Annotated in this window: 10 protein-coding genes; 6 read left to right on the forward strand and 4 right to left on the reverse strand. The window is 61.8% G+C overall.

Features of this window, described 5'->3' with window-relative positions:
• Positions 1-12: 12 nt before the first annotated feature.
• The 4 genes from VH88_RS11660 to VH88_RS11675 all read left to right on the forward strand — a co-directional run bounded on the left by VH88_RS11660 (position 13) and on the right by VH88_RS11675 (position 9443).
• Positions 13-3354, forward strand: a complete 3342-nt coding sequence (locus VH88_RS11660; protein ID WP_045811410.1) for a DEAD/DEAH box helicase — start codon at positions 13-15, stop codon at positions 3352-3354.
• Positions 3355-3442: 88 nt separating this feature from the next.
• Complete coding sequence (locus VH88_RS11665) at positions 3443-4636, forward strand: DUF6361 family protein (RefSeq protein ID WP_231576666.1); 1194 nt, start codon at positions 3443-3445, stop codon at positions 4634-4636.
• Positions 4633-6438, forward strand: a complete 1806-nt coding sequence (locus tag VH88_RS11670; protein WP_045811411.1) for a phospholipase D family protein — start codon at positions 4633-4635, stop codon at positions 6436-6438. The genes VH88_RS11665 and VH88_RS11670 overlap by 4 nt, the downstream gene beginning before the upstream one ends.
• Positions 6435-9443: a helicase gene (locus tag VH88_RS11675; RefSeq protein ID WP_045811412.1), complete on the forward strand. Its 3009-nt coding sequence runs from the start codon at positions 6435-6437 to the stop codon at positions 9441-9443. The genes VH88_RS11670 and VH88_RS11675 overlap by 4 nt, the downstream gene beginning before the upstream one ends.
• Before the next feature lie 202 nt (positions 9444-9645).
• On the opposite strand, the gene VH88_RS11680 is transcribed toward VH88_RS11675, so the two are convergent.
• Genes VH88_RS11680 through VH88_RS11690 form a run of 3 tightly spaced genes read right to left on the reverse strand, consistent with a single transcriptional unit; the run spans position 9646 to position 13047 of the window.
• Entirely contained in the window at positions 9646-10581 is a 936-nt protein-coding gene (locus VH88_RS11680) for a plasmid partitioning protein RepB C-terminal domain-containing protein (protein WP_045811413.1), read from the reverse strand.
• Positions 10574-11479 carry a plasmid partitioning protein RepB C-terminal domain-containing protein gene (locus VH88_RS11685; protein ID WP_045811414.1) on the reverse strand — a complete coding sequence of 302 codons (906 nt, stop codon included), beginning with the start codon at positions 11477-11479 and terminating at the stop codon, positions 10574-10576. The genes VH88_RS11680 and VH88_RS11685 overlap by 8 nt, the downstream gene beginning before the upstream one ends.
• Positions 11479-13047, reverse strand: coding sequence for a recombinase family protein (locus VH88_RS11690; protein ID WP_197071071.1), 1569 nt, complete (start codon positions 13045-13047; stop codon positions 11479-11481). The genes VH88_RS11685 and VH88_RS11690 overlap by 1 nt, the downstream gene beginning before the upstream one ends.
• Positions 13048-13163: 116 nt before the next feature.
• On the opposite strand from VH88_RS11690, the gene VH88_RS15730 reads away from it, so the two are divergent.
• Entirely contained in the window at positions 13164-13793 is a 630-nt protein-coding gene (locus VH88_RS15730; protein WP_082064470.1) for a hypothetical protein, read from the forward strand.
• Between the two features lie 156 nt (positions 13794-13949).
• On the forward strand, positions 13950-14234 hold the full coding sequence (locus VH88_RS11700; RefSeq protein WP_045811417.1) for an AlpA family transcriptional regulator: 285 nt from the start codon (positions 13950-13952) through the stop codon (positions 14232-14234).
• Here the strand turns inward: VH88_RS11700 and VH88_RS11705 are convergent.
• A partial coding sequence (locus VH88_RS11705) for a tyrosine-type recombinase/integrase (protein WP_045811418.1) occupies positions 14212-14564 on the reverse strand: 353 nt, incomplete at its 5' end. The genes VH88_RS11700 and VH88_RS11705 overlap by 23 nt on opposite strands.

The raw sequence follows: 14564 nt of genomic DNA on the forward strand, positions 1-14564 counted from the left end.
GAAGGCGACCCGATGGCCTCCCGCACGCGCTCCAACGGCCCCAACCAGGACGACCTTTTCAATCCCGAGGTCGAACTGCTCTTGCCGGCCCGGCTTGTCATCGACGGCAAGGTGCTGGGGAGCCCGGTTCGTCAGTTGGCCGTTCCTGCGCGCCGGGTGCGTTGCCGGCTTCGCCCATTCGCCATCCGCCGCGTCAATGGTTACGAGACAACCCTGGAATCCGGCGAAATTCTGAAGGTCATCAGCGCAAAGACGGCCACGCCGCTGGAGGCCGATCTCATTCTGCTCGTGCCCGGGGCAATGGAGCCGGAACAGATCGTCGAAGCACTCGAACTGGGTGCAGGCCGGTGGATGAATGCTTTGCCGATCGGCATCGACACGCTGGATCGTTCCGCGCGCGTCGAGCGGCTCCAGGCGGTTTCTGCCTCCTGGATCGACGCCATTCATTTGCGCGAAGGACGGGCTGCGGCCGATGGTGTGCCGGCGCAGCCTGGCTTGCGGCGGCCCCAGATCGGCGCGCTTCATGCCGCGCTTGCCCATGCGACGCGATCGACGGACCCGGCCACCATCGTCATGCCGACGGGTACGGGCAAGACCGAGACTATGCTGGCGCTCAATGCCAACCGGCGGTTCGAGCGCCTCCTGGTGGTGGTCCCCACCGATGCTCTACGCGAGCAGATCGCGGGCAAGTTCGAGACCTTCGGCGTCCTGAAGCAGCAGAAATGTCTCGATGAGACCGCAGCCTTTCCGTTGGTCATGCGGCTCTCGCACATTCCGGCGAGCGAAGCCGAAGTCGATGAAATCTTCGACAGCGCCAATGTCGTCGTCACCACGATGCAGATCGCGGGCCGCGCCGAGGCGCCGGTGCAGGAACGGATGGCGGCCCGTGCCTCCGCACTTTTTATCGACGAGGCGCATCACATCGGGGCACGGACGTGGAAGTCCTTTCGCGGGCTCTTCGCCGAGCACGAGCCGCCCATTCCGGTGATCCAGTTCACCGCCACCCCGTTTCGTGAGGATGGTGGCCGCGTCGATGGGGAGTTCATCTACACCTACCCGCTGAAGAAGGCGCAGCAGGAAGGTTATTTCAAGCCGATCCGCTTCGAGGCTGTATTCGGGCTGGATCAAGCCGACGCCGACCAGGCGATCATCGACAAGCTCGGCGAAGTGCTCGCCTCGGACCTGGACGCCGGCCTCAACCATCTGGCGATGGCCCGTTGCAGCACCATCGAACGCGCCAAACACCTGCATAGTCTCTATGCGGCGGCCTATCCGGACTACCGGCCTGTCATCGTCCACAGCCAGCAATCGCTGAAGGAGCGGCGCGAAAATCTGGCAGCGTTACGCCGCTTTGAGAGCCGGATCATCGTATGCGTCGATATGCTCGGCGAGGGCTTCGACCTGCCCGAGCTGAAGATCGCTGCATTGCACGATCATCACAAGAGCGTGGCGGTGACGATCCAGTTCGTCGGCCGCTTCACCCGCCAGGATCCAACCCTGGGTGATGCGACGGTGATCGCCAATACCGGCATCGACGATGTCGATCGTGCGCTGGCCAAGCTCTACGCCGAGGACGCCGACTGGAACGCGCTGGTGGAGGCGCTCAGTTCGGCAAAGATCGAACGCCAGGTTCGCCGCGCCGAGATGTTCAAAGGCTTTTCGGGGGATCTAAGCGACATTCCGCTCCAGACCCTCGAGCCGAAAATGAACGCGGTCCTCTACCGAACGTCCTGTGACGCCTGGGATCCGTTCCGCGCGGAGGAACTCTACAATCCCGGCGTCTATCTCGGCATGAAACTGAACCCGCATCAACGGGTCGCGATCTTCGTGACTCGGGCTGAGGAACAGGCGCGCTGGACCTCGGCGCAGCAGGCAGTGAACGTCACCTGGGATCTGCACATGCTCCACTGGGATCAGGCCAGTGGCCTGCTCTATATCAGCAGTTCCGCCAAGGGACCGTTCGACCGCCTGGCAAAGGCGGTTTGCGGCGATACGACGCGCCGCGTGGAAGGCGAGGAGGTGTTCCGCAGCCTCCACGGTTTCAAGCGGCTCATCCTGCGCAACCTCGGCCTCACCCACCATCAGGGGCGCGGCGTCCGCTATTCGATGTATATGGGCGTGGACGTCGCCGACGGCCTCGACAGCGCAAAATCCCAGTCGCGGATCAAGAACAACATCTTCGCCACCGGCTTTCTCGACGGCGTGCCGGCCTCACGCGGCTGCTCGGCGAAGGGCAAGTTCTGGTCCAGCGCCAAGGTCCATGACCTGACCGACTGGGTGGACTGGTGTCAGGATGTCGGCCGCACGGTGAACGATCCCAGCATCACGACCGACGGCGTCTTCAAAAGCGCGATGCGCCCCCACCAGATCAGCCAGCGCCCGGCTGTTCCGCCTGTGGCGATCCATTGGCCTGAATCTTTGATCACGCAGTTCGAGGAGCGGATCGAGATCTCGTTCGGCGATGAGCCCGTAACCTTCGCGGAATGCGATATCGAGTTGCTCGATAACGCTCGTTCGGGACCACTGCGCTTCGCCGTGCGGAGCGATGAGCACGCGGCCGAGTTCGAGATCGTCTTCAGCGACGGGCATGCCCGCTACCCCCAGCGCGCCGGCCCCAAGGCGACGATCAAGATAGGCAGCAAGGTGCAGACGCTTTCGGAATCCTTCGGTGAGGATTCGCCACAGATCGACTTCGGCGATGGCTCGCTGCTCATCTACAGCCATCTCTACACCCTGCCCGAAGGCGAAACGATCGAGCCATACCCGTCCGACAAGATCGAAGCCTGGGATTGGTCGAAGGCCAATATCCGCGTCGAGTCGCAAGGCACGAGCAAGCGCCAAGACTCAGTCCAACGTCTCGTCATCGACGCGCTGTTGGCGGACCCCGATCCCTATGATGTGATCTTCGACGATGATGGCAAAGGCGAGATCGCTGATGTCGTCGCGCTGCGAATAACCGACAGCGTCGTTTCCGTGACCCTGTATCACTGCAAGTATTCGGGCGCGGATACACCAGGCGCGCGACTCAGCGACCTCTACGAGGTTTGCGGCCAGGCTCAGAAGTCTGCTCGGTGGCGCGACCGGCCAGGCCGCATGCTTCAACACATGTTGAGGCGCGAAAAGATACGCCGGGACCGTGGTCTCAGCTCTCGGATTGAACAAGGCTCAGCCGCCGCGATCAAGAAACTCAAGGTCGGGTGGCAAGATCACCGCTTCGAGTTCGACGTCCGCATCGTGCAACCTGGACTATCCCGGCAAGCAATCGGTGAAGAAGGCTTGCACCTGCTTGCGGGAGTCGAGACCTATTTGCTCGAAACCCGCGCCATGAGGCTGAAAATTATTGGTAGTGAATGATGCCGTAGGGCATCCGCAATATTGTTGAGATGTAAGTTTTTATCACGCCGTGGGGGCAGGCTTCGTGTCATCTTTTGGGTTCACCTTTTTGTCGCGCAAGGCGCTGGGCCAGGCTGAGCAGATGATGTTCGGCGGCGCAGCGGGGGTGCGCGATGAGGTCGGATTCCTCATCGTCCACCAGCGCTATGCCGATCACTTCTTCCCCGGCACGTCGGTTCTGCACACGCGGCTGCGCTACGCGCTTCTTATCCCCTGGCTTTACCAAAGCCTTCGGACGAAGCGCCCTGTCCCCAAGGACTTTGGCCAAGCCTTCTCCGATCTCGAACATGAGCTGACCGGCCGTCTCAAATATGTCGATGGAGTGGGCGGTGAGAAAGATGGCGTGATCGGAGGCGAAGTCTTCCCCCGCGTGATCAGCCAGCCGCCAGCCTATGTCTATTGGACGGCTCTCGCTAAATGGGGACTGATCGGCGCCCGCCCTGATGGCCGGCCGTGGAGCCGCCCGGATATGGCGAAGCTCCTGGCAGCCTCCGGCAAACGCGCCCTCCATGACGATGACGGGAAGCCCTTCGAGACAGTGGCCTGGCCAATCTCGGGGTTGATCGATGCCCCCGGCGACTGGGATGGCGGAGGAAAGCTTACACTCGACCTTTTGCCGCCGGAGCAGATTTATCTCGCAACCAAGCTGCGCGCCGTTCGCTCGCCGACTGATCCGGGCGAGCCATCGCTCTTGTCGAAGCTGGTCGGAAAGCCTCTCGGCGAGGCCGATCACTGCTGGGACAGCGAAATTCTTGCACTTGCCGGTAAGGAGGCCGCCATGCTGAAGCGGGCCGGCCAGGCGGCGGCGCTATCCGCGATTGGCAGGGCAATTTATGCGGCTCAGGTCGAGACACTCAAGGAAACTCGCGACAAGCGACCACAGCCAAATTTGCACCGCGCCGCGCTGAAAGACGCAGTCGAGCAATGGGGCGGGCTGGCCGCCCGGCTGGATATGGACCTGTTTCTCGCCGAAATCGGGCACCTCCCGCCTGCGGTTGAGGGCGTTTTGCAAGAAACTTCGGCCTGGGTTCGGGCAAATAACAAGGATCCGATGCCGCTGCTCGACGTGTATGCGCGGGCGGAGGTCAGCAGGAAGGATGATCGCGCGCGTCTCGCCAGCAACCAGTTCGGCGTCGATCGGCGCATGGAATGGCAAGGCGAGCGCCATGGTCGCGCCGAGCCGCTCCATTATCGCTGGGGGAATGTGAAACGGCTCCTGCGTGATCTGGAAGCTGTTGCATGAGCGATCGGCAAGCTTGGCACGGCCAACCCTACCTCGACGAACTGCGGCCCGGGCGATTGGAGACGGTCAAGCTCGCGTTGTTCGCGACCTACTCGGTCGACCTGTCTGCGGTCGCCGCGGCGTTGCTCGCCCTGATTGGTCGTAACAATGACAAGGGCAGTGGAACGGCCGTCGATTTTGCCGAAGCGATCGACAGGCTGCGCGATCACGTCAAGATCATCATCCAGCGCGGGCGGATCGCGCGCCCGGTCGCTCTCCCCCGGATCGCGGGCATCCTCGATCAGTTCATCGTTGAGCAACCCTACGATGAACACGAGCGTAGCTGGCATCCGAAGATTGCTTTGGTTGCCTATAACTGCCCCAAAGGGGAAACCCGCTGGAAGCTCTGGATTGGCAGCCGGAACCTCACGCGATCTCAGGATCTCGACGCCGGCGTTTTGCTGGACGGCAGCGAAAAGCGCGCGAAGGGGCGGGTTCGGCTCCCTGGCGTCGGTGCTCTCGGGAGCACTCTCGCACGCTGCGCATCGCGCGAGGATGCCGATGACATCTCGGAGCAACTGGAGGCGATCTGGTGGGATGCGCCAGACGGTTTTCGCCTACGCGGCCTCCTCAATGGGCTGGATGAAGGTGTTCCCTTGCCAGCGGGGCCGCCATCCGGCGCGGTCGATGGCATAACGATCATCAGCCCGTTCCTGTCGCCCGGCTTTCTGAAAAAGGCGGGCAACTGGGGGGCGGCTGGTTCCAGGACGCTGATTTCATCAATGCCGGCTCTTGCCGAAATAGCCAGCCGATCCAGAACCTCGCTGACGGATTTCTCGAAAATCCTGGCCTATGCGGCGCCCGACGTGCTTGCTGACGAGTCCACGCTCGCTCTGCCCGGCACCGAACCTGTGGCCGAAGATGATGTGGAGCCGGCGCCCCTTGCGCTCCATGCAAAGATCTTCTGCTTCCACTCGGGCGAGAAGACCATCTTGAGGGTCGGGAGCGCCAATGCGACCGAAAGGGCGTGGTCGGGGCGCAACTCGGAAATCATGGTCGAACTCGAGGCGGGCGAAGCGTTCGCTTCCGGCCTGGCGTTCCTGGTCGGTAAAGCGACGCCTGTCACCATAGAGGAACTCGCCGCCACGGACCTGCGCAGCACAAGTGCCGCCGATGCTCTGGAAGAGTCGCGCAAGGTGCTCATGGCCTCCTGGGACCCGGTTCTGCGCCGCGATGGGGATTGCTTCTCTATCGACGCGCGAGCGGTTCCTTCGCTCGCCTACCCCGACCATGTGCTGCATGCCGGATCTGCAAATGGCGATCTGCTGCCTTGGCCGACCGATGCCTTCAACCTCGGTCTTGGATCGATCCCGTTGTCACTCCAGTCTGCCTTCATTCAGGTCCGGATAAGCGGCCCAGACGGCGCTTTACGATGGATGCAGCGCGTCACCGTCGATCCGCCTCTCGAAGAGCAGCGGGATCTAGCCGCGCTGGCCAGCCACATGGGGCTTCGCGCGTTTCATGACTGGATGCGTGCGATGCTCGGCGGCGACACGCTTCCGGTCGGTGGCGGTGCATGGGATGAAGATGTCGGATCGCGGGGCAACCGCCCCCAAAGCCTGGGTTATGAACGCCTCACATTGGAGGATATTCTCACGGCTTGGGCACGCGACCGAAAAGCCTTCGGCCGGGTCGATCGCCATTTTGCGCCTTATGTGGATGCGCTTCTCGCCCACGGCGAAAATCTGAGCGAAGCGGAGAGAGCTGACTTGAACGAACTCGCTCAGATCTGGGCCATCGCGCGCTCCCGGCTTGCCTCATGAGCGCAAGATCGAAACCCTTCCAGGCCGCGACGGTCAAGGCTGCAACTGTCGCCCTGTCGGGCGGCAACCCACTGCGCCGGTTCCTTGTCGCGGACGAAGTCGGCCTCGGAAAAACCGTCGTCGCCCGAGACACGCTTGCGGCGCTGGCGAGCAAAGCGCGCAAGTTTACCGTCTATTATATTACGAGCGGGCTCAAAGTCGCGGACCAGAACAAGGTCGAACTGCTGCGCTTCCTCGAGAAGGACGAAGCCAAGGACGCACTCTCCATCATCGACCGCGTCGGTCTCATTCCGTTCGAGGAAAAGCGCAAGGGAAAGCTGCGGCTTTATGCCTTTACACCCACCACATCATTCTCCAGCTCGCAGCGCCTCTACGGCGGAAAGGCCGTCGAGCGCGCGTTCATCAAGCTCCTGTTGGACGAACTGTACCCCGGCCTGACCGCCGCCTTTCCTGAAGGCTATATCGAATATGGCGCAAAGTCCGGCTGGCGATGGGCCTGCGAGGAGGCTCAGGGCAAGTTCGACAATGTCTCCGCTCTCTTCAAGGCGGCCTATGGCCGAGCGCTGCGCGCGGAATTTGGCAAGCCGGCCCGCGAAAACATTCTGCACGCGATCGATACGAGTAAACATGGTCAGAGCTTGGGCCGGATGCGGAAGGCGCTCGCTCAAGCCGCTCTGGATTCCGCCCCGCCCGATCTCGTAATTTTCGACGAGTTCCAATGCTATCGCGAACTGCTCAATGCAGGCGCCGATAATCCCCTGGCGCGTCAACTGCTGGCGGGAACAGATGGCGGCACGCCGCCGCCGATCCTCCTCCTGTCCGCCACGCCCTACCGTTTCTATGCCGAACGCTGGGAAAACGGCGCTGGGGCTGCCCCCCATGTCGAATTTTTCGAGATTATCGAATTTCTGGGCGGGTCGGCTGTACGCGCCAAGGCCGAATCCCAATTTCGTCGTTTTGGCGATCTGTTGCATTTGATCGGCCACCTGCCGCCCGATAGCCGCACGGCGGCGATCCAAGAGGCGCAAGCACTCAAGCACCATCTTGAGGCGCTTCTCACACCGCTCATGTCGCGGACCGAGCGTCCGGTTTCCGACCATGCCGGAGAGCCTGCGCCGCCGTCCGTAAGGATCGAGCCCCACGATCTCGACGTCTATCGCCATTTCACCGACCATGTGTCGCCCAAGCTGGCAGGCAGCGCGATCGCCTACTGGCTGTCAGTGCCACTCCCTGCGCAAGCGTTGGGGGACCGATACCAGATTTCTCGCGACATAGATTTTCCGGCTACGCGCAGCGTCCCCCGGCTCGGAGTCACCAATTGCTTCAAGCCGCCCAAAGAGGGTTGGGGAAGCGCCAAGCTCCGTGCCCTCAAGGGCCTTGTGCCAACGGAGGCCCTTGCCCTCCCGTGGGTGTTGCCGTCGCTGACTTGGTGGGCGCCTTCCGGGCCATGGGCAAAGGTAACGCAATCGCCCAAGATGCTGATCTTCAGCCGGTTCAGGGCCACACCGCAAAGCCTGGCAGCCCTTGTCAGCCTTGAGGTCGAGCGCAAATGCGTGGCGAAAAGCAATCTTCCCTACGCTGCCGCGTGGAAGAAACGCCACTTGAACCCGAAGCCGAACCAAGGCCCCACACTCGCCCTGTTTCACCCGAGCCCTTTCCTGATCCGCGCTGTCGATCCCCTAGATGTGAAGGGCAAGGCTGCGATCAAGCAGATCCGGGCCAGGGCGCGGCAGCAGATTATTCAGGCGCTGCCCCCGTCCATCGCGCCGGAGGCTCCGAATGCGCGAAACAACCGACGGCGCAAACCGGCGTGGGCGATCCTCGCGGCCATTGAGCGCGCGCAAAAGGCGCCGCTGGCTCGGGAGTTCGCGGCGGTCCAGAAGAACTGGGGGCGGGTCGCCCCGAAGGATGTAACACTTCAAACCTTGCTCAAGCAGCGCCAAGAGGCCGAGGCGATCACCTGGCTAAGCCGGTGGGAGCTGGAGGCTCTGGTGGATATGGCTCTCGGCGCCCCTGGCGTCGTGACGGGCCGAGCACTCTATCGCCACCTTCCTGAGCTTTTCGATTACCAGGAGCAGCATTTCGCGCGGCTTGTGCGCTTCTGCTGGACGAGGCTGCGCACCTATCTGGATCGCCCCGTTTTCTGGTCGATCTTGCCCGGTGAGGACGCCACGCAGAAATATCAGAATGCGTGCGTTGATGGCTGCCTGGAAGCCGTCCTCGACGAACATTTCTGGCTGCGCAAATCCAAGGTCAATCCTGATGGACTGATCGAGGATCTGTCGGCGGCGCTCGCAGCGAACGTGGGCACTTTCGGGTTCAAGGGTACGAAGAAAAAGGACAAGATCCGTATCCGCTGTCACGCTGCGGTGCCGTTTGGGGGCACTGAGACAGAGACGCATCGGCAGGATCATGATGTCAATGAACCGCCACCAGCGCGCTCTGAGGAAATCCGCAGCGCGTTCAATACGCCGTTCTGGCCCCATGTCCTGGCAACGACCTCTGTCGGACAGGAAGGTCTCGACTTCCATAGCTGGTGCGACCGGCTGGGCCACTGGGATCTTTGTTCCAGTCCGGTTGACCTGGAGCAACGCGAAGGTCGCGTCCAGCGCTTCGGCGGACTGACTGTCCGACAACCGCTCGCCCGAAAACTAGGCGAACAAGCGTTGGCGCAGGCACGCGGCCAAGCATCGTCGCCGTGGGACATCATCGCACGCGACGCCGACAAGGCGTTCGCGGACGACAAAACCGGCCTCAGCCCCTGGTGGGCGATGGAAGGTGCGGAACTGAAGCGACATTTGTTCGCGCTTCCCCAAAGTCGCGATATTGATCGATTCGCAAAGTTGAGGACGCAGAGGCTGCTCTATCGCCTCGCTTTGGGGCAGCCGGACCAGGAGGATCTTGTCGATCTCCTGACCCATCACGACGTGGAAACGACGCGGTCGCTGCAAGCATTGACCCTCGATCTGTCGGCATTCTCACGACAGAAGCACCGCGATGAATAACGTGCGTGCCGGCCGGCGCGTCCGGCACGCACGTCCTGCTCATGCGGGGGAAGCGCCCCCTCATGCGGCTGGCCATATGTGGACCAGCCTAGTGGGCTTCATGCGGGTTCGCCGCCATTCCCACCACCATGCTTGATCCGCCCCACGGTGCGGCTTCTCCCATGGTCCCCGCGCTTATCGGGTCCGGGTCCCCATATCTGACTCAGGCGCCCGGCGTTTCCGCGATCGGGCCGAGCGTGTCGATCTCGGCGATCTTCTGAAACTCGCTGAGATAGTCCTGTTGATGGGTCGCCAGCCAACGAACCACCCGGTTGTTCGCCAGCAGCTTGGCGACATAGCCGCGGGCGACGGTCAGATGCAGATTGTCGATCCCGTAGGTTTCCTCGACCGACTTCACCTGGGTCTGGAGCGCCGCCAACTCACGTTCCATGCGGGCGATCTGCTGGCCCGAGGGCGTTGGCTTGCCTCCCCCTTTTCCTTTGCGGGCGGCGGCGAGTTGGTTCTCGGACGTCGCCGCACGCAGCGCGCGCGCAAACATGACCGTGAAGTTGTTCTGACCGATCATCAGGTCCGCGGCTTCGATCTGCCTGACCGACGTCATCTGGCGCAGGATGTCGAACACCTTCATCGAACAGGGCGTATCCTTCAGCATCTCGGCCGCCTCGGGGCTGATCCCTTCCAGGAGCCGGAAACGCCGCAGCACAGACTCGACCTGAAGGTTCAAGGCCGCGGCGATGTCGGTCGATGACACGCCCCGGTCCATTGCCCGCACGATCATCCGATGCTCCTGGATCGGCGGTATGCGATTGACGCGCTTGTTGTAGGTGTAGGTGTCGTCGTCAGCCGCAAGCAGGCACTCGACCTCGGAGATGCCGAGTTCCTTCAGCGCCTCAAGCCGCAGATGACCATCGAGGAGAAACCAGGTTCCGGCATTCTTTTCGTCTGCCATGACGACGGGCGCTTCGATCAGGCCGATCGCTTTGATCGAACTCAGCACCTGCGAATAGGATCGGCTCTCCCTGGCGCCGGGCGGCAACGTCTTCAGCGGCACGATCGCAGCGACGGGGATCGTCAGAAAATCGCGGTCGAACCCAAAATGGATACGGCCGTCATCCCGATCCTTCGGTTCTTCAGTCATGACCGTCTCCCGACACACGGACCTTGAGCGCGCGTGGCATGGTCGCCAGCCCCTCCGCCCTCAACAGATTGATGAAACCGTCATTGCCGAGCAGATCCTTCAGCGCCTCGACGACGAACAGCAGCCGGGTCTGGGTGAAGTCCGACTTTTTGACCAGCAGACGCTGCTTTTCCGCCTCCCGCTGATAGACCTGCATGAGATCGGCGGCCGTCATCCGACGGACGCCGGTGCCCTTTCGGCCCAACCGCCCGACAGGCAATCCACCCTTGCGCTGGCTGCGCATCCGCATTTCCAGCAGACGACGAACCGCGGCGAGTTTCTTGCCCCGAAGCTTGCCGGTCTCATAGGCGTCGAGGAGCAGGTTCTGCGCCTCTTCCGTTTCGGCTTTGGAAATCTCCATTGCCAAGGTGATCGGAATGAGCCCGGTTTCGACGGCGGACACCAGCCGTTCCTCGCCACGCTCGAGTAGCGACGCAATCATGTTCACCCAGGATGCCCCGACACCGATCTTCTCTGCGATGGCAGCATCGTTGAAGCCACGAGATCGTAGCGCGCCGATCTCCTTCATGAGGTCGATGGGCCGCGGCGTGCGCCGGGCGATATTCTCGACCAGGCTCATGACGAGGCACTCGCTTTCGCTGGCCTCGATCACCACGGCCGGAATCTCGGTCTGACCAAGCATCTGGAAGGCTTCCAACCGGCCCTCACCACAGACGAGATCATATCTCGGCCCGCCTACGCCATCGCGGCGGCTCACCGTGATCGGCCTCTTCAAGCCGATGGCTTCGATGTTGTTCACGATCTCCCGATGCTGGCGCTTGTTGCGTGCGCGAGGGTTCAGAACCGTGATTCGGGAGATAGGGATCATTTCGATCTTGTTCGGTCGAACAGCAGGCATCAGGCGGCCTCCCCAAGAGGAACAGGCGCGGCGATGTCATAGAGAAGCTCAAGGTCGTCGAAGCGGTAGGCATCGAGCGCGAGCGCATTCTCCTCTCCTAGCCGCAGCTTTTCGGAGAGCATGTCAATGCGGGGGAACAGATAAAAGTCGAACGGCGCGCGATTGGCTCTATCCATCCGCGCGACAATCGTGATGTCGGGCGCGAGCGAGGTATCGAAGTGCAGGTTCCACCGAAGGAGCCCGGTCGGCGTCTCGATGCACCGCGCGATCACCAACGAGACGCTGAACTCACCGTTGACGACTATCCGGTCGGCCTCGAGATCCTGCCAGGCATCGCTGCCCGTTGCCCGCAATCCGTCGAGCACCTCACGAAGAATACCGGGATGGAGCTTTCGCAGTTCGCGGTTGATTTCAACGTAGCGGTAATCGCGATCCGGCGTGAAGCCCACGAGACCGTAGGCGCGAAGCAGGCTGCCAAAGCGGGAGCTGTAGGCGCTGCTGGACGGCATCCCATCGGATTCGTCGATGACGATGCCGGAGAGCAAACCTTTTTGCTGATAAAGCGCCCTCAGAGATTGCAGCATCTCTTCGTCGCTCAGCCGGAAGGAGCGCACACCGATGATGGTCCTGGCCGCCTCGAACAGTTCGCGTTCGATGACGGCCGCAAACGCATCCTGCGCCTTGATCCACATACCGGGATCGTTCCGGACGCGCTTCTTCTTCAGCTTGAAAGAGCGGCGGTTCCATACGTTGTCGCCGACATATTTCTCGTTGATGAGAATCTGGTGGACGGTTCCCCTAGTCCAGGGTCGCCCAAGGTCGGTGGAAATACCCCGCCTGTTGAGATCGCCCGCGATCTCGCTCTCGCTATACCCTTGATGGACGAACGCCCGGTAGATTTCGCGAACCAGATCGACTTCCTCGGCCGGGCCGAGTGTCAGGATCACGCGGTCAGTCTGGAGACTCTTCTGCTCGCCGCGTTCAAGACACCCCTTGATAGCGCCGTGCTCATCGATGAGCGTTCGCCGTAGTCCAAAACCCGCCGGGCCTCCCTGACGATACCCTTTCTCGATCAGGCGCCCCTGGCCGGCGAAAACCTTGACGGAAAGCTCACGGCTATATTCCCCGGCCATGGCGCTCTTCACGCCCTTGATGATGGCCGCGATCGGGCTTCCGTCATTCTCGAACTGTTCGGCGCAGTATTGGACACGAACGCCGGCGCGCTTGCAGATATATTCGTAGTAGGCGCTTTCGTCGGTGTCCTGGAAGCGCCCCCAGCGGCTCACGTCGTAGACGAGAATCATCTCAAAGTCGGCGCGGCCTTCCACGACGTCCGCGATCAGCCGCTTGAACGCATCACGACCATCGACGCTGAGCCCGCTCTTTCCTTCGTCGGCGTAGGTACAGACGATCTCGATTCCGCGCGCCTCGGCATAGTGCTTGATCGCGTCGGATTGGTTTTCCGTCGAATACTTCTGATGATCCGTCGACATGCGGACGTATTCGGCAGCCCGAAGAGGACGTTCGGGCTGCTTTGACCGATCATTATCGTAGTCTCTCCGGCTCATCACATTACGCCTCACGAACTTGCCTGCGGCGGTCCGGGCGACCTACCGCCGCAGCGCATGACGGGCCTCTGCCGTCACTCCGCACTGGAACAGTTTAGCTGCGGAGAAAACGGAAGATGTTGCCGAAAACGGGCAGGAAATTACCCCTATGGACAGGCGTTCTTGGCGGACGCGAAGTCTATGCGCGGACCATCGCTGAGCTGCTACGCAAAGAGCATGGCGACAGTCGCCGCGCGATTAAGCAGCTCATGCGCCAGACGGACGCAAGCGAGCGAACCGTCAAGCACTGGCTCTCAGGCCAGCACGGGCCAGACAGCGTCTATTTCCTGCGGCTGGTGGTTTCGTCCCCAGTCATCAGGGCCTTCGTTCTCGGCCTGATTGATGGGCCGGCAGCCATCCCGCTGACCGGGCCAGTGGATCGCATTTCCCTGGTCAGAGCGCGCGAAGCCTATGCCGCCGGGGAAGCCGCAGGGGGACGATCGGCAACGGGCGCGCGGAAAAATGTCCCTGAACGTGTCCCTGAACGCGACCCCATAAATGTCCCTGATCGGGCCGAACTCAACGAGCGGCAGCACTGGTTTCTCGACCGAGTCGCGGCAGGTCGAAGTGACGCACGGGATATTGTGGCAATGTGGGCGGTTAGCCTGAAAACCGCGCGTCGGGACATCGCCGCGCTCAAGGTGGCTGGTCTCATATGCTACGTCGGCTCACGCCGGAAGGGCCGGTATCGACGATCATCCAAATGAACCGATTGGAGGTCTGGCTGGGCGCGGCGATGGCCGCGCCTTATCCGATACGCACGCCAGAGCGCGATACTGTTCTACGCCCCTCAATCCGGGCTTTCTTTCAACGTCGTCTATCGACTTCTATCCGTCGAACCCAATGGCTGACGGAGTCCTCTGATGAAATCACAAGAACCTCTCGCCGTGACACGGACCATCCGGCGCCATGAGCTTCGGCAAATCGTCCCGTTGGCCGACACGACCATCTACGACATGGAGCAGCGCGGTGAATTTCCGCTGCGCTTCTATCTTACGTCTCGCTGCGTGGTCTGGGACCTCGCCGAAGTCGAAGCCTGGCTCGAGGAGCGCCGCCGCGCCTCGCGCGCGAAAACCGTGAAACGCGCACCCATGCCCAATGTCCAGCTTCGCAAGACCCGCCCCATCAAACGTCCGGCTCGGGCGTAAGCAGGTCCATTGTCGGCGGATAAAGGGTCGGCGTGTATTTCTCCCCCACGACCCAAGCGTCCACGATGTTAGACCATTCCTGGATCATGTGCCGGCGCTGATGCTCATATTCCGCCTTGTTGTAGATGCCCCGTGAGGATCGGCCATCCTCGTGCGCCAAGCACTTCTCGATCCAGTCGCTGTTGAAGCCGAGTTCGTTCAGCAAAGTCGAGCCGGTGCGTCGGAGATCGTGAACCGTAAAGGACTCCAGCGGCATTCCTTCCTTCTTGGCCCGCACCACCACCGCCGTCGTGACCCGATTGAACGTGGTGATCTTCCCCCGTAAAAGTG

The sequence above is a fragment of the Brevundimonas sp. KM4 genome, assembly GCF_000964075.1.
In the GTDB taxonomy this organism is placed as follows: domain Bacteria; phylum Pseudomonadota; class Alphaproteobacteria; order Caulobacterales; family Caulobacteraceae; genus Brevundimonas; species Brevundimonas huaxiensis.

Bases quoted from the DNA above. Each gene is read 5' to 3' on its own strand.
- VH88_RS11690 (WP_197071071.1), bottom strand. From the start codon at position 13,047: ATGAGCCGGAGAGACTACGATAATGATCGGTCAAAGCAGCCCGAACGT.
- VH88_RS11660 (WP_045811410.1), top strand. From the start codon at position 13: ATGGCCTCCCGCACGCGCTCCAACGGCCCCAACCAGGACGACCTTTTC.
- VH88_RS11685 (WP_045811414.1), bottom strand. From the start codon at position 11,479: ATGCCTGCTGTTCGACCGAACAAGATCGAAATGATCCCTATCTCCCGA.
- VH88_RS11700 (WP_045811417.1), top strand. From the start codon at position 13,950: ATGAAATCACAAGAACCTCTCGCCGTGACACGGACCATCCGGCGCCAT.
- VH88_RS15730 (WP_082064470.1), top strand. From the start codon at position 13,164: ATGTTGCCGAAAACGGGCAGGAAATTACCCCTATGGACAGGCGTTCTT.
- VH88_RS11680 (WP_045811413.1), bottom strand. From the start codon at position 10,581: ATGACTGAAGAACCGAAGGATCGGGATGACGGCCGTATCCATTTTGGG.
- VH88_RS11675 (WP_045811412.1), top strand. From the start codon at position 6,435: ATGAGCGCAAGATCGAAACCCTTCCAGGCCGCGACGGTCAAGGCTGCA.
- VH88_RS11670 (WP_045811411.1), top strand. From the start codon at position 4,633: ATGAGCGATCGGCAAGCTTGGCACGGCCAACCCTACCTCGACGAACTG.